This window comes from Rhodococcus sp. IEGM 1318, from assembly GCF_033142465.1.
Lineage (GTDB): Bacteria > Actinomycetota > Actinomycetes > Mycobacteriales > Mycobacteriaceae > Rhodococcus_F > Rhodococcus_F qingshengii_B.
The window spans coordinates 260,632-278,902 of record NZ_JAWLSC010000004.1 but is presented as its reverse complement, the minus strand read 5'-3'; the positions used below and the strand labels follow the sequence as shown (position 1 = coordinate 278,902).

14 protein-coding genes are annotated in these 18,271 nt (G+C 63.6%); all 14 read left to right on the top strand.

All coding sequences use genetic code 11. The annotated features are described in order from the left end of the window. The first annotated feature begins 17 nt into the window (after positions 1-17). The 14 genes from R4P65_RS12190 to fadD32 all read left to right on the top strand — a co-directional run bounded on the left by R4P65_RS12190 (position 18) and on the right by fadD32 (position 18,263). Positions 18-1,199 (top strand): thiolase family protein, encoded by a 1,182-nt coding sequence (locus R4P65_RS12190; RefSeq protein ID WP_317826669.1) that lies wholly within the window; start codon positions 18-20, stop codon positions 1,197-1,199. Between the two features lie 2 nt (positions 1,200-1,201). After that, the gene (locus R4P65_RS12185; protein WP_317826668.1) at positions 1,202-2,353 is read left to right on the top strand and encodes an acyl-CoA dehydrogenase family protein; all 1,152 of its coding nucleotides are present in this window, start codon (positions 1,202-1,204) and stop codon (positions 2,351-2,353) included. Between the two features lie 109 nt (positions 2,354-2,462). Further along, positions 2,463-3,386 (top strand): MBL fold metallo-hydrolase, encoded by a 924-nt coding sequence (locus tag R4P65_RS12180; RefSeq protein WP_317826667.1) that lies wholly within the window; start codon positions 2,463-2,465, stop codon positions 3,384-3,386. 69 nt (positions 3,387-3,455) lie between these two features. Continuing rightward, complete coding sequence (gene glf, locus R4P65_RS12175) at positions 3,456-4,670, top strand: UDP-galactopyranose mutase (RefSeq protein WP_317826666.1); 1,215 nt, start codon at positions 3,456-3,458, stop codon at positions 4,668-4,670. After that, positions 4,667-6,580: a glycosyltransferase gene (locus R4P65_RS12170; RefSeq protein ID WP_317826665.1), complete on the top strand. Its 1,914-nt coding sequence runs from the start codon at positions 4,667-4,669 to the stop codon at positions 6,578-6,580. The genes glf and R4P65_RS12170 overlap by 4 nt, the downstream gene beginning before the upstream one ends. Next, on the top strand, positions 6,561-7,094 hold the full coding sequence (locus R4P65_RS12165; protein WP_230817658.1) for a phosphatase PAP2 family protein: 534 nt from the start codon (positions 6,561-6,563) through the stop codon (positions 7,092-7,094). Before R4P65_RS12170 ends, R4P65_RS12165 begins: the two co-directional genes overlap by 20 nt. After that, the gene (locus tag R4P65_RS12160; protein WP_230817656.1) at positions 7,091-7,996 is read left to right on the top strand and encodes a decaprenyl-phosphate phosphoribosyltransferase; all 906 of its coding nucleotides are present in this window, start codon (positions 7,091-7,093) and stop codon (positions 7,994-7,996) included. Before R4P65_RS12165 ends, R4P65_RS12160 begins: the two co-directional genes overlap by 4 nt. Beyond that, positions 7,974-9,893: a flagellar motor control protein ZomB gene (gene zomB / locus R4P65_RS12155; RefSeq protein ID WP_317826664.1), complete on the top strand. Its 1,920-nt coding sequence runs from the start codon at positions 7,974-7,976 to the stop codon at positions 9,891-9,893. The genes R4P65_RS12160 and zomB overlap by 23 nt, the downstream gene beginning before the upstream one ends. 329 nt (positions 9,894-10,222) lie before the next feature. Next, positions 10,223-11,233: an alpha/beta hydrolase gene (locus tag R4P65_RS12150; RefSeq protein WP_230817654.1), complete on the top strand. Its 1,011-nt coding sequence runs from the start codon at positions 10,223-10,225 to the stop codon at positions 11,231-11,233. A gap of 252 nt (positions 11,234-11,485) precedes the next feature. After that, positions 11,486-13,369 (top strand): alpha/beta hydrolase-fold protein, encoded by a 1,884-nt coding sequence (locus R4P65_RS12145; RefSeq protein ID WP_317826663.1) that lies wholly within the window; start codon positions 11,486-11,488, stop codon positions 13,367-13,369. A gap of 106 nt (positions 13,370-13,475) precedes the next feature. Then, positions 13,476-14,027 (top strand): DUF732 domain-containing protein, encoded by a 552-nt coding sequence (locus R4P65_RS12140; RefSeq protein ID WP_317826662.1) that lies wholly within the window; start codon positions 13,476-13,478, stop codon positions 14,025-14,027. A gap of 9 nt (positions 14,028-14,036) precedes the next feature. Continuing rightward, positions 14,037-14,990, top strand: coding sequence for a cutinase family protein (locus tag R4P65_RS12135; protein ID WP_230817648.1), 954 nt, complete (start codon positions 14,037-14,039; stop codon positions 14,988-14,990). 205 nt (positions 14,991-15,195) lie between these two features. Beyond that, positions 15,196-16,191, top strand: coding sequence for an LLM class F420-dependent oxidoreductase (locus R4P65_RS12130; RefSeq protein ID WP_317826661.1), 996 nt, complete (start codon positions 15,196-15,198; stop codon positions 16,189-16,191). 182 nt (positions 16,192-16,373) lie between these two features. Further along, positions 16,374-18,263: a long-chain-fatty-acid--AMP ligase FadD32 gene (fadD32, locus tag R4P65_RS12125; RefSeq protein WP_317826660.1), complete on the top strand. Its 1,890-nt coding sequence runs from the start codon at positions 16,374-16,376 to the stop codon at positions 18,261-18,263. Positions 18,264-18,271: the final 8 nt, after the last annotated feature.

Genomic DNA, 18,271 nt, shown 5'->3' with positions numbered 1-18,271 from the left:
AGCAGATGGGGACAATCATGACCACACCCGAACCGATCGTCATCGTCGACGGGGCCAGGACCCCAGTCGGTAGCTTCGGCGGCGTCTTCAAGGACGTACCCGCACACGAGCTGGGTGCCGCAGCAGCCAAGGCCGCGCTGAGCCGCGCCGGCGTTGCACCCGAAGACATCGACGAGGTCGTCATGGGCTGCATCGGCCAGGTCGGCCCTGACGCCTACAACGCACGCCGCGTCGGCATTGCCGCCGGACTGCCCGAGAACGTCCCCGCCTACACCGTCAACCGCCTCTGTGGCAGCGGCCTGCAGGCCGTGTGGTCGGCGGCGATGCAGATGCGTTGGGGCGCAGCTGCCATCACCCTCGCCGGCGGCGACGAGAGCATGTCCCGCATGCCGTTCTACGACTTCGCAGCCCGCTCGGGCTACAAGCTCGGCGATCGCAGCCTCGTCGACGGCACCGTCGCCATGCTCACCGACCCGTTCAGCAAGGCTCACATGGGCCGCACCGCCGAAGCCGTCGCCCGCAAGTACGGCGTCAGCCGCGAGCAGCAGGACGAGTTCGCCGTCGAATCGCAGCGCCGCGCGGCAACCGACACAGCGAAGGCGGCATTCGCCGAGGAAATCACTCCCGTCGAGACCGGTGGTCGACGCTCGGTCACCATCACCGAGGACGAGCATCCCAAGCCCGGAACCACTGTCGAAACCCTCGCCAAGCTGCGCCCCGCATTCGAAGAAGGCGGATCCGTCACCGCCGGTAACGCGTCGGGCATCAACGACGGCGCCGGCGCACTCGTCCTCGCGACAGGCACCGAGGCAGCCAAGCGCGGCCTCACCGGACTCGTCACGCTCGAAACCGTCACGACGGCAGCCATGGAGCCCGGCCTGATGGGCTACGCTCCCGTGCTCGCTCTCGAAAAGCTTTTTGCGCAAACAGGATTGAAGCCGTCCGACATCGGCACCGCCGAGGTCAACGAGGCCTTTGCTTCGCAGGCCATCGCCGTCATCCGTGACAGTGGCCTGGATCCGGAAAAGACCAACCCGTACGGCGGAGCAATCGCCCTCGGACACCCGGTCGGCGCCACCGGAGCCATCCTCACGCTGCGCGCGGCACGCGACATGGTCCGTCGCGACCTCGAATTCGGCATCGTCACCATGTGCATCGGCGGCGGTCAGGCACTCGCTGCCCTGCTGAAGCGAGTCTGATCATGGCGACCAAGCGCAAGCCGTCGTGGCACGACGAAGAGATCACCGCAGTAGCCGAACTGGCCCGTGGTTTCTTCGATCGTGAACTGATCGCCAAGCGTGAGCAGTGGGACGCTCAGCATCGCGTCGACCGATCCGTGTGGCTCGAAGCCGGCAAGCTCGGCCTGCTGTGCTGCTCGATTCCCGAGGAATACGGCGGGGGCGGTGGAACTTTCGCGCACGATCTCGCTGTCTTCGAGGCGCAGGGCTACTGCGGTGACTATGCACTCGGCAACTCGGTGCACAGTGGCATCGTCGCCCACTACGTCCTCGAGTACGGCAACGAAGAGCAGAAGAAGGCCTGGCTGCCCGGCATGGCGACGGGTGAAATCCTCGGCGCCATCGGAATGACCGAGCCGGGAACAGGTTCCGACCTCAAGGCCATCACCACCTCCGCGATCCGCGACGGTGACCACTACGTCGTGAACGGGTCGAAGACCTTCATCACCAACGGTGGCAGCGCCGACATGATCGTGCTCGCCGTCAAGACCGATCCCAAGGCCGGAGCCAAGGGAGTCTCGCTCTTGATCGTGGATCTTCGTGACTGCGAAGGCTTTGCTGTCGGCCGCGTGCTCGACAAGGTCGGTCAGCACGGCGCCGATACGTCGGAGCTGTCCTTCACCGACGTTCGCGTTCCCGTCTCGAACCTCCTCGGCGAGTCCGAGGGGCTCGGCTTCGGTCAGCTGATGGCGCAGTTGGTGCAGGAACGCCTCATCATCGGCGCGCAGGCCATCGGCACCATCGAGCGTGCAGTCGAGGAGACCGTCGCGTACACCAAGGCGCGTCAAGCGTTCGGGCACAGCCTCTTCGAGTTCCAGAACACCGCCTTCGAGCTCGCCGAGTGCCAGACGATCGCACGCACCTGTCGCGTGTTCCTCGACAATTGCATCGAGGATCACCTCAACGGCGAGCTGGACGGCGCCGACGCCGCCATGGTCAAGTACTGGCTCACCGAGCAGCAATGCGCCGTCGTCGACCGGTGCGTGCAGCTTTACGGCGGGTACGGCTACATGCGTGAATACCCGATTGCGCGCATGTACGAGGACTCCCGCGTGCAGAAGATCTACGCCGGTGCCAACGAAGTGATGAAGGGCATCATCGCGAAGAGTCTTTGATCACCGGTGTCGAAAACCATTGACACCGACCGGGCACCCACCGAGCATTTCGGTGGGTGCCCTTGGTGTGCCTACAAGTGGTATCGAGCTGTTCGGAAGGCAAACACTGATGAGCTTCACCATCGACGTCGGATCGGCGCGCGTCACACAACTGACCGAACTGGCCCATTGGCCGTTTCCACCGCGAGAGCTTTTTCCGCACGCGGGTGAGACGGAGATCGAGGAAGCGTCGGCACGGCTGACACCGGAGTTCTTCGAGGCGGAAAGCGGCGACCTCGTACTTGCCATCCACACCTACCTGGTGGAGATCGGCGGTAAGGCCATCGTCGTCGACACCGGCAACGGCAACAGCAAGCACCGACCGAACCTCTTGCCGCACCACATGTTCGGTACCGACTACCTCTCACGCTTCACGGCCACCGGCGTCGCCGTGGACGACGTCGATATGGTGGTCAGCACACATCTGCACCCCGATCACTGTGGTTGGAACACCAACCTCGACGCCGAAACCTGGCGGCCCACCTTTCCCCTCGCGACCTACATTTTCGACCGCACCGAACTGACTGCGCTCGAACAACTCGCCGCCGACGGCCCACACGAAGGAGTGGTCTCGGATCTCGCGCAGACCTTCGAGGACAGCATCCGTCCCGTTCTGGACGGGGCGAAGTGGGCGGCGGTCGGCGACGGTCACGTCCTGGCCGCATCGGCAGGCACAAGCGTCGTCGTGCGCAGCGCGCCCGGTCACACACCGGGCCACATCGTGATCGAGATTCGCACTGCGGACGGTGGCGCCGTCATCTCCGGCGACGTGATCCACCATCCGATTCAGTTTCTGTACCCGGACCTCAGCCAGGGCGGTGACGCTGACCCCGACATCGCCAGGGTCACTCGCCGCGAACTTCTCGAACGCTGCGCGTCGGAGGGACTCCTTCTACTTCCCGCGCACTTTCCGGTCGACGAACCGATCACCATCGGTTTCGATACGGCGGGTGTGCCGAGTGCGGCGGGTCTGATTGGTCCCGCAGCGTCCTGACTTGCTGCATCGGCCCTGGTGACGCATCCAACCCTCGGCTTCCGAACAGGTCCGATACCCTGGTTCATCGTGACCGCTGCAAATTCAGAGACCGCCCGTGCCCAGTACGACCTGATCGTCGTCGGTTCGGGATTCTTCGGGCTGACCATCGCCGAGCGTGCCGCTACCCAACTGGGTAAGCGCGTGCTGGTGCTGGATCGCCGTCACCACCTGGGGGGAAACGCATACTCGGAGGCAGAGCCGGAGACCGGCATCGAGGTCCACAAGTACGGTGCCCACCTGTTCCACACCTCCAACAAGAAGGTCTGGGACTACGTCACCCAGTTCACGGAGTTCACGAGCTACCAGCACCGCGTGTTCGCGCTGCACAAGGGGCAGGCGTACCAGTTCCCGATGGGACTCGGCCTCGTGTCGCAGTTCTTCGGTCGGTACTTCACGCCCGAAGAAGCTCGCGCCCTCATCGCCGAGCAGTCCAGCGAGATCGACTCTAAGGATGCCTCCAACCTCGAAGAGAAGGCGATCTCCCTGATCGGGCGCCCACTCTACGAAGCATTTGTGCGTGACTACACCGCAAAGCAGTGGCAGACCGACCCCACCGAGCTGCCCGCGGCGAACATCAGCCGCCTGCCCGTCCGCTACAACTTCGACAACCGCTACTTCAACGACACCTACGAGGGCCTACCCGTCGACGGCTACACGGCGTGGCTCGAGAACATGGCTAAGGATCCGAAGATCGAGGTCCGCCTCGACACCGATTACTTCGACGTCCGCGACGAACTGCGCACCGCCAGCCCTGACGCACCTGTCATCTACACGGGCCCCCTCGACCGCTACTTCGACTACTCCGAAGGTTCGCTCGGATGGCGCACCCTCGACTTCGAGACCGAGGTTCTGCCCACCGGAGACTTCCAGGGCACCCCCGTCATGAACTACAACGACGCGGACGTCCCGTTCACCCGCATCCACGAGTTCCGTCACTTCCATCCGGAGCGCGAGTACCCGACCGACAAGACCGTCATCATGCGTGAGTTCTCACGTGCCGCCGAGTCGACGGACGAGCCGTACTACCCGATCAACACTCCCGAGGATCGCGAGAAGCTCTCCGCGTACCGCTCACGCGCCAAGAAGGAGACCGCGGAGAACAAGGTCCTCTTCGGTGGGCGCCTCGGCACCTACCAGTACCTGGACATGCACATGGCAATCGCCAGCGCGCTGACCATGTTCGAGAACACCCTGCGCCCGCATCTCGAATCGGGTGCGGAATTGGCAGGGGAGAGCGAATGAACGCACGTCATCTACTCGAAGGCGAAGATGCCGTCAGCGGCGACGAAGTGACTTACCTCGGTAAGTCCCTGCTCCAGCGGATCATCCTGCCCCGCGCCGGTGAGCCGCTCGACGTCCGCACGTTGTACTTGGAAGAGTCCTGGTCCAACAGTCGGCGGGCGCACTCCACCTCGCGCACGTCGGTAGCGCTAGGCGCCGAGACCGAGGTCTCGTTCGCCACCTACTTCAACGCGTTCCCCGCCAGCTACTGGCGGCGCTGGTCCATTCTGAAATCTGTGGTCCTGCGTCTGGAACTGTCCGGACACGGCCGCGTCGACATCTACCGTTCCAAGGCGGATTCCTCGCGAATTCACGTGGAAGGCAAGGAATTTGCCGACGGCGATGCCGCGCTCGAGTTCGAGGTGGAACTGGCGCCGTTCGAGGACGGTGGCTGGATCTGGTTCGACATCACCACCGATACGGCCGTGGTCGTCGAGAGCGGTGGCTGGTACGCGCCCCTCGAAGCACCCGGCGAAGCGACTGTCGCCGTTGGCATTCCGACGTTCAACCGTCCTACGGACGCGGTCAAGGCGCTTGCTGCACTGGCTTCGGATCCGCTGGTGTCGGACGTGATCAAGGCCGTCATCATGCCGGATCAGGGTACCCGCAAGGTGCGTGACGAACCCGGATTCGCCGAAGCTGCTGCAGCGCTCGGTGATCGGCTCGCCATTCACGATCAGGGCAACCTCGGCGGTTCGGGCGGATACAGCCGAATCATGTACGAGGCACTCAAGACCACGCAGTGTCAGCACATTCTGTTCATGGACGACGACATCGAGATCGAACCCGACTCGATTCTGCGTGCGCTTTCGTTCTCACGTTTCGCGAAGTCGCCGATGCTGGTGGGTGGGCAGATGCTCAACCTGCAGGAACGCAGCCACCTCCACGTGATGGGTGAAGTGGTCAACCGCGGCACCTTCATGTGGTCCGCGGCGCCGAACGTCGAATACGACCACGACTTCTCGAAGAAACCGCTGCGCGAGTCGAAGCTCCTGCACCGCCGCATCGACGTCGACTTCAATGGCTGGTGGATGTGCATGATCCCGCGCCACGTCGCCGAAGAACTCAAGCAGCCTCTGCCGCTCTTCATCAAGTGGGACGACGTCGAATACGGTTTGCGCGCAAAGGAAGCCGGATACCCGACCGTCACGCTGCCCGGTGCCGCGATCTGGCACATGGCGTGGAGCGACAAGGACGACGCCATCGACTGGCAGGCGTACTTCCACCTCCGTAACCGCTTGGTGGTGGCAGCGCTCCACATGCCGGGCAACGGCCGTGGCCTCGTGGTCAACACGGTGAAGGCAACGCTCAAGCACCTGCTGTGCCTCGAGTACTCCACCGTCGCGATCCAGAACAAGGCCATCGCGGACTTCCTCGCCGGACCCGAGCACGTCGCGAACATGCTGCCGACAGCACTCGGTGAGGTCCACGCCCAGCGCAAGGAATTCTCCGACGCCGTCGTACTGCCGTCGTCGACTGCGCTTCCGCTGCCCTCGGGTGCGGATGTCGGGGACGTGAGCCTGCCGTTGTCGACCGTCGCGAAGATCACCCGGGTCCTCAGGGCCGGAGTGCACAACGTGAAGCCGGCCAAGCCCGAACACCTCGAGCGGCCTCAGCTCAACGTGCCGACCATCGACGCGCGTTGGTTCCTGCTCTCACAGGTCGACGGTGTCACCGTCACCACGGCTGACGGTCGCGGCGTCGTCTACCGCAAGCGAAACCCGAAGCTTGCACTCGAACTCCTCAAGGAAGCCACACGGTTGCGCCGCGAACTCGCCGCGCGTTTCCCTGAGCTCAAGAAGCAGTACCAGGACGCCGTTCCTTCACTGACCAGCACGGAAAGGTGGGAACGTGTCTTCGGCATCTCCTGAAGTACGGATTCTGGCCGGAATTCAATCGACCGTCGGGCAGTTGCCGGGAGCCGTGAAGGTCGCCCGCGGCATGTCGCACTTCGGTGAGCACTCCCTCGGGTGGATCGCGATCGCAGCCGTCGGAGCCGCCGTGGACAAGCCGCGTCGACGCGAATGGGCCGGAGCGGCCGTCGGAGCGTTCGGTGCACACGCCGCCTCCGTGGTGATCAAACGAGTTGTCAGGCGCAAGCGACCTTCGGATCCGTCGGTGCAGGTCAACGTCTCGACGCCGAGCAAGCTCAGCTTCCCGTCGTCACACGCGACGTCGACGACGGCGGCGGCTGTGCTGATCGGTCGACTCACCGGGCTACCCTTACCGGCGTTGCTGGTGCCCCCGATGATGCTCTCGCGTCTGGTCCTGGGAGTTCACTACCCGACCGACGTACTCGCCGGAGCGGCACTGGGAGCCGCATCCGCGGCGGTAGTTCGCCGGGTCGAAGAAGCCAGAGCCGAACAGAAATGTGGAGATAAATGAGCGAGGAACCGGCTACGGTCAGCGGACCCCCGAAGTCCCTGCCCGCCGGCATCGTCAAGGCGCTTCGCCCACGTCAGTGGGTCAAGAACGTCCTTGTGCTGGCAGCGCCCATCGCGGCCGGAACCGCCACCGAAGGCGACGTGCTCCTGCCCGTCGCGCTGGCGTTCGTCGTGTTCTGCATGGCGGCATCGGGCATCTACCTCGTCAATGACGCGATGGACGTCGAAGCCGACCGTGCTCACCCCACGAAGCGATTCCGTCCCATCGCGGCCGGAGTTCTGCCCGTCAACATCGCCTACGGCATGGCAGTCGTACTGCTGTCCGCTGCGATCGGCCTGTCCTTCCTGGCCAACTGGCAACTCGCCGTGGTCATGGGCGTGTACATCGTCATCCAGCTCGCGTACTGCTTCGGCCTCAAGCATCAGGCCGTCATCGACATTTGCATCGTCTCGTCCGGCTTCCTGCTTCGGGCGATCGCCGGTGGCGTTGCCGCCGAGATCGATCTCTCGCAGTGGTTCCTGCTGATGATGGCTTTCGGTTCGCTCTTCATGGCCGCAGGCAAGCGTTACGCCGAACTGCAGTTGGCCGAGAAGACCGGCGCGAAGATCCGTAAGTCCCTCGAGAGCTACACGATGACGTACCTGCGTTTCGTGTGGACGATGGCAGCGACGACGCTGGTCCTCTGCTACGGACTGTGGGCGTTCCAACAGGACGCCATCAAGGGCACCAACTGGTACGCCATCTCGATGGTGCCGTTCACCATCGCGGTGCTGCGATACGCGGTGGACGTCGACGGCGGCGAAGCCGGAGAGCCTGAGGAGATCGCGCTCGGTGACCGGGTGTTGCAACTCCTCGCGATTGCGTGGATCGGAGTAGTGGGTGTCGCTGTCTACCTCGTCTGAGCCACGCACCGAGGCCGACCCGCACGTCGACACTGCGGCGAACCGCACCACCCTCAGTCGAGGAGTTTTTCTCGGCGGGGTGGTGCTTGCTGCTGCCCTCATGTTCTGGGGCGCGTGGGAGCGTCGCTGGATCGCCGACGACGGACTCATCGTCTTGCGAACCGTCCGCAATCTGCTGGCGGGGAACGGCCCGGTCTTCAATGCGGGTGAACGTGTCGAGGCGAACACGAGTACCGCGTGGACGTACATCGTCTACGCATTCAGCTGGCTCACGCAGATCCGCCTCGAATACGTCGTCCTGACGATCGCGCTCGTACTCTCGACTGCTGCTGTCGTGTTGGCGATGCTCGGCACCGGTCGTTTGTACCGCGGCGTGCGGCGGTCGGCGGGCGGAACGATCCTGCTGGTTCCGGCAGGTGTTCTCGTCTACATCGCTGTTCCGCCTGCGAGAGATTTCGCCACGTCCGGGCTCGAAACGTGCCTGGTGATCTTCTGGATCGCGCTCCTGTGGCTATTGCTCGTTCGGTGGGCGCAGGCGTCGACGCCGTCCACAGCGTCAATCCTGACTCTCTCGTTCGTGGCCGGCCTCGGACCACTGGTTCGACCCGAGATGGCGATTCCCGGTGCTGCCGCGTTGATGATGATCGTTCTCTCCGCCGGCCTGACCTGGAAGATTCGCACACTGATCGTGGTCGTCGCGGGACTTGTCCCGGTGGGCTATCAGATCTGGCGAATGGGCTATTACGCCTTGCCGTACCCGAACACCGCGGTGTCGAAGGACGCAGGTGGCGCGAAGTGGGCGCAGGGTTTTGCGTACCTGTGGAACCTCGTCGGGCCCTACCTGCTCTGGTTGCCGTTGCTGTTCCTGCTCATCGGTGCGCTGCTGCTCGTGTGGCGAAGCCGAGCGGACGCACCAGTCACCGCCACCGATCAACCGGCACGCCCGCTGTGGCAGCGCTTTCAGCAGTTCCTGCGCACCCCGCGGGCGGTTGTCACCTTCATTCTCGGCAGTGGGCTGATCCTCGGGATCTACTCGCTGCGCGTCGGCGGCGACTTCATGCACGGCCGCGTCCTGTTGCCGGTGCTATTCTGCCTGCTCATCCCGGTCGCGGTCATTCCGTTGCGGGTACCTGCCAGGTCAGCGTTCGGCAGCAACCGAGACACCGCAATCTTCGGTGTCTCAGCGGTGCTGTGGATCGGCACGATCATCTGGGCTTTCTTCGCCGCCAACACGACGGGGATGCCGGAAGGCTCCGTGGTGGGACGCTCGGGAATCGTCGACGAGCGCGCGTTCTACGCACTCAACACCGGTCACAAGCACCCGATCCTCGCTGAGGACTACCTCGACTATCCGCGGATGCGTGCCATGGTCGAGACCATTGCGCGGACCCCGGAGGGTGGGCTGCTGCTGCCGTCGGCGAGCTACGACTCCTGGTTCGTCGTCCCGCCGCCCGGACCGCTCGCAGAGCCGGCCGAGCACGTCGTCTTCTTCCTCAACCTCGGAATGACGAGCATGAACGTCGGCCTCGACGTCCGGGTGCTCGATCAGATGGGCCTGGCGTACCCGCTGGCAGCTCACACCGAGCGACTCGAGGACGGCCGGATCGGGCACGACAAGAATCTCTATCCGGACTGGGTGGTCGCGGACACGGGAATGATCGACGTTCGCCCGTGGCTGCCGTTCTTCCTCGACGAGGACTGGGTTGCGGACGCGAAGCTGGCCATCACCTGCCCGGAAACGCAGGAGCTGCTGACGTCGTACCGCTCCGAGCTGACCTGGGCCAGATTCAAACAGAACTTCCAGCAGGCATTCGACTTCGCGAAGTACCGATTCGACCGGGTTCCGGCCTACGAATTGGAACGCTGCGGGCTCGTGTCGCCAGAGCCACCCAGGTGATGTGATCAGCATCACCGACGGTTGAGGGTTTGAATATTTCGATTCAGTAACACCGAATCGATTGGCCACGATGTACTCGAAGACGATTCACCTAACCTGAATCGCCCCCAGGGGTGACGACGGTGTCGCTCGCGGACTGGGACGTAACGATCTGTCTATTTGTCACAGCTGAACCTGTGACATAAAGTCCAGCGAGCGCAGTGTGACTTGGAAGAGGTCCGCTGCCGACCTGAACTTGTTCGGGCTGGCAGAAAAGCCTGTTCCCCGACGGAATCCGCCGGAACCACTCACCGAGTGGGTGCCGCAGACGAAGAGAGAGAGCAGTATCCATGCGTTTTGCCAGAAAGAGGCTGACCCAGCGCCTCAAGCACCGAGCGTTGGCCATCGGTGCCGCAGCACTTGTGCTTCCCCTTGCTGCAGGTGTTGCCGGTAGTGCTGTCGCCTCTGCTGCGCCCGCGCACACTGCTCCCAGCCGCACCGTCCAGTCGGGCGGATACGACGAGCTGTGGGTGCCCTCCTCGATGGGCAACATCAAGGTCCAGGTCCAGTGGGCCGCTCGCGGCGGAAACGCTGCCCTCTACCTCCTCGACGGTCTGCGTGCGCGTAACGACGCCAACGCGTGGAGCTTCGAGACCAATGCGATGGACCAGTACCGCAACGACAACATCACCCTCGTGATGCCCGTCGGTGGCGAGTCCAGCTTCTACAGCGACTGGTATGCACCGTCGAACTTCAACGGCCAGCAGATCACGTACAAGTGGGAAACGTTCCTCACGCAGGAACTCCCCAACTTCCTCGCGAACTACGGCGTTTCGCCCACCAACAACGCGGTCCTCGGCCTCTCGATGGGTGGCAGCGCTGCTCTGACGCTGGCTGCTTACCACCGTGACCAGTTCAAGTTCGCCGGCTCGCTGTCGGGCTACCTGAACATCTCGGCTCCCGGTATGCGCGAGGCAATCCGCGTCGCAATGCTCGATGCCGGTCGCTTCAACGTCGACTCCATGTGGGGACCGCCGTGGAGCCCGTCCTGGCTGCGAAACGACCCGTTCGTCTTCGCCCCGCGTCTGCAGGGCCTGTCGATGTACATCTCGTCGGCAAGCGGCCTGCCCGGTGAATACGACCACCCGCGCGCACCGATCGACTACTACAACACGGCTAATGGCATGGGCCTCGAAGCTCTCGCCCTGGTCAACACCCGTGCATTCCAGATCCGCATGAACTCGCTGGGTATCCCGGCCACCTACAGCTTCCCGTCCAACGGCACGCACTCGTGGCCGTACTGGTCGGCAGAGCTGTGGAAGGCTCGCGGCCAGATCCTCGACACCATGAACGCTTGGTGATCGTGCGCGATCCCGTGACCTAGTCACTTCACCAGTGCCGTTCCGGACTCCTCGAAGGAGAACCGGGACGGCACTGGTGTATTCAGGTGCTGCACGAGCGCCAGATGTCAGTAACAATTGCACCACCAGTAACAGCGCGGCTACCCCAAGCAGGGATCGTTTGCGTGTAGAAATAGTTTCAACGGGGGTCTGGCTGCTCAGGCGGCTCCACGATCGACGCGCGGACCGAACGTAAGGAAAGAGAGTGAGCTCATGCGAGTAGGCCTTGCCAGGGAGGACCGTCGCCGGTCCCGGGCAACCTTCCGGACAAAGGTCGTCGGCGCACTGGCAGCGATGCTGGTTTTGCCGATCGCCGCGGGCTTGACGACTGCCGGAACCGCGGCAGCCGCGCCGGCACCTGCTCAGGCCGCACCGGCCGTGACCCAGAACCCCACCGGAGCAGCGGTCACGAAGGTCGACTGGCTCAGTGAGCGTCGCGTCGCACTGTGGGTGAACTCTCCCGCGATGGGCACCCCGATTCAGGTGCAGATCCTCTTGGCCCGCGATTGGAACGTCAATCCTTCGGCCAGCTTCCCCTCGGTCTGGATGCTCGACGGTCTTCGCGCGACCGACAACGAGAACGCCTGGACCTACGAAACCGACGCAGAGTCCTTCTACGCCGACAAGAACGTCAACGTCATTCTTCCCGTCGGCGGTCAATCCAGCTTCTACTCCGACTGGCTCCAGCCCGACAACGGCAAGAACTACCAGTGGGAGACGTTCCTGACCAAGGAACTGCCCTCCATCCTCGAAAAGGACTGGCGCACCACGCAGACGCGCGGAGTCGTCGGACTGTCGATGGGCGGAACGTCCGCGATGTTCCTCACGGCGCGTAACCCAGGCTTCTTCAAGTTCGCGGCTTCGCTGTCCGGCATCCTCACCACCACTTCGCTCGGCATGCCTCAGGCAATCCAGTTCGCGATGACCGACGCCGGTGGATACAACTCCGCCGCGATGTGGGGACCGCCGACCAACGCGCAGTGGGCTGCACACGATCCGTATGCGCTCGCCGAGAAGCTCAAGGGCGTCAGCCTGTACGTCTCGAGTGGTAGCGGTACGACAGGCCCGTACGACCAGCCGTCGGGAATTCCCGGCGTGAGCACAAACTACGCAGGCATGGGCCTCGAGATCCTCGCTCGCCTGACCTCGCAGACCTTCGCGACCAAGCTGAACCAGCTGGGAATCCCCGCGCAGGTCAACTACCGCCCGTCCGGTACCCACTCGTGGCCGTACTGGCAGTTCGAGCTCCATCAGCTGTGGCCGCAGTTGGCCAACGCTATCGGCGTCGAGGTCGAGAAGCCGGCTTGCGGCACGTCGGGTGAGATCGGTGCGACGGCTGCAGCCAACGGTTGGATCGGCGACTGCATCACGCCCGAGTACAGCGTCGCGGGTGGCCTGGCTCAGGACTTCCGCAACGGTCGCATCTACTTCACCAGTGGAACGGGTGCTCAGCCTGTCGCCGGCCGTATCGCCGGCGCGTACATGAACACCGGAGCAGCGGCGGGCCCGCTCGGCTTCCCGCGTACTCCCGAACTCGGTACGCCCGACGGACGCGGACGCTTCAACCACTTCCAGAACGGCTCCGTCTACTGGACCCCGCAGACCGGCGCTCACCCCGTCAGCGGCGACATCCTCGCCGAGTGGTCCGCACAGGGATGGGAAGGTGGCCCGCTCGGCTACCCGACCGCAGACGAGATCGCGACCCCCGGCAAGCCAGGCAAGGTCCAGGGATTCGAGATCGGCGCGATGTACAGCAGCGCCAACGGAACTCACGCGGTTCTCGGAATGATCATGGGCAAGTACGGCGAACTCGGCTGGGAAAACGGCTGGCTCGGATTCCCGAAGTCGAACGAGGTTCCGATCAAGGACAACGGACGCTTCACCGAGTTCGAGGGCGGCAACATCTACTGGAGCCCCGGCAGCGGTGCTTGGTCCGTCGAGAACGGCCCGCTCTTCGACGGTTGGAAGAGTGTCGGTTACGAAGGTGGACGACTCGGATTCCCGATCAGTGACAAATTCGACATTCCCGGTGGTGTCCAGCAGAACTTCCAGTTCGGCTACATCACGGTGATCGGTGACAAGACAGAAGTTCACTAACTCACAGTGGTGCACGACGGGCGGGCCCGATCACGGATCGGTGCCCGCCCGCGTGCGTTGCGTAACCTGTTGATGGACTTTCGACTGAAGGCAAGGACGGACATTGATGTCGCTTTTCTCGGGTAACCGAAACACTTGTGCACGCGCGATCGCGGTCGGCGCCCTGGCGCTCGCCACCGGTGGCGCACTTGTCGCGTGCGGTAGTGACGACTCCACTGCAACCTCCAATCCGGTCACCACGACGTCCGCTGCGGCTTCGTCCTCGAGCGGACCGGCGTCCGCGTCCGCCTCGGCGACCACGACGGCTTCGGCTGCGCCCACCAGTCCAGGAGCCGCGGCCACCGCGCCGCCGGAGCAGCCGCAGAGCATCGAAGGCTTCCCGGGGCCCACAGTCGTCGAGGTCAGCCCCGAGGCGCAGAAGTTCCTGGACGGGCTGAAGGCGAAGGGCATCACCCCGGCCGGTGACGGGAGCATCGCCGTCAACACGGCCAATTACATCTGCGCTGCCGGTCCTCAGACCGACGACGAGGTCCTGACCTTCGTGACCGCCTTCGTCGGCCAGGAAGCGTCGGCGGAAGGCAAGCAGATCACTCCCGATCAGGCAGGTGCGAACGCTCAGATCTACATCGACGTCGCCAACGCCACCTACTGCAAGTAGGAGCGGGAAATGGCGAGGTCTGGAAAGCGTCGTGGGTGCCTGATCCCGCTGCTGATCATTCTTGTGGTCGCAGCGGTCGTGATCGGCGGTTGGTACATCCTGGCCGGGCGGGTGCCCTCGCCGACTCCGATCCCGCCGAGCCCGGAGCCGCCGGTGACTCAGCCGGCCAGTTGCCCCGATGTCCAGGTAGTAGCCATACCGGGTACGTGGGAGTCGAGCGCTACCGACGACCCGTACAACCCGACGGCCAATCCGGCGTCGTTGATGCTGAACGTGACCCGCCCTCTGCAGGAGAAGTTCGATACTTCACGGGCCGACGTCTACACCGTTCCGTACGTCGCACAGTTTTCGAATCCGGTTGCGATCCCGCCGGACGGACAGCAGTCCTACAACAACAGTCGGGCCGCGGGAACTGCTGCCACTAACGACTTTCTGATGAAGCGGCACGCCGAGTGCCCGCTCACGAGCTACGTCCTGACCGGATTCTCCCAGGGGGCGGTGATCGCGGGTGACGTCGCAGCGAGTATCGGCGACGGCAGCGGCGCGGTGCCAGCCGATCTGGTTCTGGGCGTCGGCCTGATCGCCGACGGTCGGCGCGATCCGGCGTTCGGGAACACCGTTGGCCCAAGCGTTGCCGGTGTCGGCGCCGAGCTGTCGCTGAACGGGCTGAAGCTTCCCGGTCTCACGATGACCGGCCCGAGGCCTGGCGGTTTCGGTGACCTCAACGACCGGACCTATCAGATCTGCGCGCCCAGCGACGGTATCTGTGACGCTCCGGCCGCCGCTCTCAACCCGACCAACTGGCTGAGTTCGGCGCCGCGACTGCTCGAGTACTACAACAACCCTGTGCACGCGATGTACAACTCCTTCCAGGTCGATCCGAACGGCACGACGGCCACCCAGTGGATGGCACAGTGGGCTGCGGAGAAGATCGACGCCGCGCCGACGCCGCCCCACAGTTGAGACGCCGCCGCACTGTTGATTCGTCACAATCGGGCGTCTCGGGAGTTCGCTCGCGGGTAATCTGCTCGTTTGGTCCCGGTAGAGTGCTGCACGGTCCGGGGGCTTCCTCTACAGTGCTGTCACGTAAGTGACTGGCGAGTAGGTTCGGTTTGTCCGAGTTTGTAGTCCGAGTACGACGTACGTGTCCATCACAGGAGATCGATATATGAGTTCCACCCACGGCAGCGATGCCCGACGCAAATTTCGGTTTGCGGCCGGTGGCGAGGGCAACGCCGAAGAGGGTGGTGCGCGACGCTTCGTCAAGCTTGCGCAAAAGGCCGAGGAACTCGGTTACGACTCGTTCATGATTCCGGACCACCTGGGTAATCAGGTCGGCCCGATCGCCGCTCTCGGAGCGCTCGCGGTGGCCACGGACAAGATTCGGTTCGGCACCGCCGTGTTGGCCAACGGCTTCCGACATCCTGCTGTGCTGGCGAAGGACGCGGCGACCATCGACGTACTGTCCGGCGGTCGACTCGAACTCGGAATCGGCGCAGGCTGGATGAAGGAAGAGTTCGACAAGGGCGGCATCGCCTACGAAAGCCCGGGCGTTCGCATCGAGAAGCTCGAGGAGTCCCTGCAGATTCTCGACGTTCTGCTGCGCGGACAGGAATGCACTTTCGAAGGCAAGCACTATCAGGTGCGCGGGCTCAAGGGCAGCCCACGACCACGGCAGGGCCCGCGGCCGCCGATCATCGTGGGCGGCGGCGGACCGAAGATGCTCGCTCTCGCGGCGAAGTACGCGGACATCATCTCGGTCGCTACACCGACCAACCGTGACGGGCGACTTCTGCTCTCCGGAATCACGATGGAAAAGACCATCGAACGTGTCGAGCGGATCCGCGAAGCTGCCGGCGAGCGTTTCGATGAGATCGAACTCAACTGGACCATCACCATGATCATGATCACCGACGATCGAGAGCAGGCTGCCGAGATGGCAATCGCCGCTCTGGACCAAGGTTTTCCGCCGAACATCGAAGTGGATCGTAAGCTGAGCGTGGAGGAGCTGTTGAACTCTCCCTACCTGGCTGTGGGCACTTTCGAGGAAATCGCAGACCAGATTCGACTGGTCCGTGAGAAGACGTCGATGTCGTACGTCGGGGTCTTCCCGACGCAGATGGAAGCGTTCGCCCCGATCATCCCGTTACTGGCGGGCGAGTAGGCCGGAGAATACGGACGATGCGAATCTGTAACATATCGATGGTTTGGGATCGATGAAGTGATTCAGGTGAGTTGCGCACAAAGTGCGATTCGATTGATCGAAGATGGACCCGAGAGAGCGAAGGAAGTCTGGGGCGCAAGCATGAAAGACAGTGCTTGTGTGATCGCTTCGGAGGAGATGGAATGAACGCGCTGTTCGATGGCTTTCTCGACGAGAAGGGCCAGATCCGCCTGCAACCAGGCTTCACGCTGGTCGACTACGTCGAGCAACACTCGCGTGTCAACGCGGACGAGCTCGCGTATCGGTACATCGATTACTCACGCGAGCGTGACGGTGAAGCCCTGGAGCTGACCTGGGAGCAGTTCGGCGTGCGTCTGCGGGCTGTTGCAGCCCGTCTGCAGCAGGTCACCAAGCGTGGCGACCGCGTTGCGATTCTTGCTCCGCAGGGGCTCGACTACGTCATCTCGTTCTTCGCGGCCATTCAGGCCGGTTCCATCGCGGTGCCGCTCTTCGATCCGGACGAGCCCGGTCACACCGATCGTCTCCACGCTGTTCTCGGTGACTGCAAGCCGACCGCGATTCTGACTGCCGCATCGTCGGCAGCCGGCGTTCGTCAGTTGTTCCGCTCGCTTCCCGCTGCCGAGCGTCCGCGCATCATTGCCGTCGACGCGATTCCCGACACTGTCGGTGAAACGTGGGTTCGCCCCGACATCGAGCTCGACGACATCGCTTACCTGCAGTACACCTCCGGTTCGACCCGAGTTCCCGCCGGTGTGGAGATCACCCACCGCGCTGTGGGAACGAACGCGCTCCAGATGGTCGACTCCATCGAGCTCAACGAGGACTCACGCGGCGTCACGTGGCTGCCGCTGTTCCACGACATGGGCCTGCTGACGGTCATCCTGCCTGCCCTCGGCGGCAAGTACATCACCATCATGAGCCCGCGTGCGTTCGTACAGCGTCCGTACCGGTGGATCAAGGAACTGGCTGCGGTTTCCGACGGCGCCGGCACCTTTGCTGCTGCTCCCAACTTCGCGTTCGAGCATGCTGCCGCGCGCGGTTTGCCGAAGGACGGCGAGACCCTCGACCTGAGCAACGTCATCGGACTGATCAACGGCAGTGAGCCGGTCACGACGTCGTCGATGCGCAAGTTCAACGAGGCATTTGCTCAGTACGGTCTGCCAAAGACTGCGATCAAGCCGTCGTACGGCATGGCCGAAGCGACGCTCTTCGTCTCCTCGACCAAGCATTCCGACGAGGCCAAGGTCATCTACGTCGACCGCACGGAACTCAACAAGGGCCGCATGGTCATCGTCGATCAGTACTCCGAGAACGCCATCGCACAGGTCTCCTGTGGGTACGTCTCGCGCAGTCAGTGGGCGGCGATCGTCGATCCCGAGACGCTGACCGAGGTCCCCGACAATCACGTCGGCGAGATCTGGTTGCACGGCGAGAACATCGGCATCGGCTACTGGGGACGCCCCGACGAGACGGCCGAGACCTTCCACAACAAGCTTGACAATCGGTTGAGCGAAGACAGCCACACCGAGGGCACACCGGCGGACGCCAACTGGATGCGCACCGGCGACTTCGGTGTTTACGTCGACGGTGAGCTTTACATCACCGGGCGCGTCAAGGACCTCGTGATCGTCGACGGCCGCAATCATTACCCGCAGGACCTCGAGTCTTCGGCTCAGGAAGCCAGCCCCGCCTTGCGTCCCGGATTCATCGCTGCGTTTGCCGTGCCGGCCAATCAGTTGCCTTCTGTCGTGTTCTCCAACACGCATTCGGGTCTGAAGTTCGACGACGACGATTCCTCGGAGCAGTTGGTCATCGTGGCCGAGCGCGCTCCCGGTGCAGGCAAGGCGGATCCGCAGCCGATCGCGGACACCGTGCGCGCGGCGATTTCTTCCCGTCACGGCGTTACGGCCCGAGACATCCTGCTCGTTCCTGCCGGTTCGATTCCGCGTACGTCCAGCGGCAAGATCGCTCGCCGCGCGTGTAAAGCGAGCTATATCGAGGGAACGTTGCGAGGCGGCTATCAGCAGACCGCATTCCCCGATAGCGTTTGAGGAGCAGT

What these genes read in the sequence shown, in the direction of transcription:
- R4P65_RS12185 (WP_317826668.1), top strand. Translation starts at nt 1,202, where the DNA reads ATGGCGACCAAGCGCAAGCCGTCGTGGCACGACGAAGAGATCACCGCA.
- R4P65_RS12145 (WP_317826663.1), top strand. Translation starts at nt 11,486, where the DNA reads ATGCGAGTAGGCCTTGCCAGGGAGGACCGTCGCCGGTCCCGGGCAACC.
- R4P65_RS12140 (WP_317826662.1), top strand. Translation starts at nt 13,476, where the DNA reads ATGTCGCTTTTCTCGGGTAACCGAAACACTTGTGCACGCGCGATCGCG.
- R4P65_RS12160 (WP_230817656.1), top strand. Translation starts at nt 7,091, where the DNA reads ATGAGCGAGGAACCGGCTACGGTCAGCGGACCCCCGAAGTCCCTGCCC.
- R4P65_RS12180 (WP_317826667.1), top strand. Translation starts at nt 2,463, where the DNA reads ATGAGCTTCACCATCGACGTCGGATCGGCGCGCGTCACACAACTGACC.
- fadD32 (WP_317826660.1), top strand. Translation starts at nt 16,374, where the DNA reads ATGAACGCGCTGTTCGATGGCTTTCTCGACGAGAAGGGCCAGATCCGC.
- R4P65_RS12130 (WP_317826661.1), top strand. Translation starts at nt 15,196, where the DNA reads ATGAGTTCCACCCACGGCAGCGATGCCCGACGCAAATTTCGGTTTGCG.
- R4P65_RS12170 (WP_317826665.1), top strand. Translation starts at nt 4,667, where the DNA reads ATGAACGCACGTCATCTACTCGAAGGCGAAGATGCCGTCAGCGGCGAC.
- R4P65_RS12135 (WP_230817648.1), top strand. Translation starts at nt 14,037, where the DNA reads ATGGCGAGGTCTGGAAAGCGTCGTGGGTGCCTGATCCCGCTGCTGATC.
- R4P65_RS12150 (WP_230817654.1), top strand. Translation starts at nt 10,223, where the DNA reads ATGCGTTTTGCCAGAAAGAGGCTGACCCAGCGCCTCAAGCACCGAGCG.
- R4P65_RS12190 (WP_317826669.1), top strand. Translation starts at nt 18, where the DNA reads ATGACCACACCCGAACCGATCGTCATCGTCGACGGGGCCAGGACCCCA.